The following is a 332-nucleotide window of genomic DNA, read 5'->3' on the forward strand; positions in this document are numbered from 1 at the left end:
TGTAATGCTCGTAGTCCACCGGCGACAGCAGACGCTCCAGCGGTTGCGGCCCGCCTGTGGTGATCAGATAGCTGATCCAGCCGCCACGCTGATATTGCAGCGGCCGGCCAAGACGCTGGTTGTGCTCGTCGGCCAGGCGCGCGGCGCGCACATGCGGCGGCACGTTGCGCTGGTAGTCGTCGAGGCGCCGACGCAAACGCTTGCGATAGACCAGCAACTCGTCCAGCTCGCCGGCCAGGGTGCTTTTGACGTAGGCGCGCACGTAGTCCTCGTACGGCAGCCCGGCAAACACCAGGCGATACAGCTCCTGCTGAAAGCGCTGAGCCAGCGGC

General features: G+C 66.0%; 1 protein-coding gene. It reads right to left on the minus strand.

Annotated elements, in window-relative coordinates; all coding sequences use genetic code 11:
* Positions 1–332: hypothetical protein (locus FLQ44_RS23315; RefSeq protein ID WP_338117510.1), on the minus strand; the 332-nt coding region annotated here is incomplete at both ends.

Source organism: Vogesella mureinivorans (assembly GCF_007644035.1).
GTDB classification, from domain to species: domain Bacteria; phylum Pseudomonadota; class Gammaproteobacteria; order Burkholderiales; family Chromobacteriaceae; genus Vogesella; species Vogesella mureinivorans.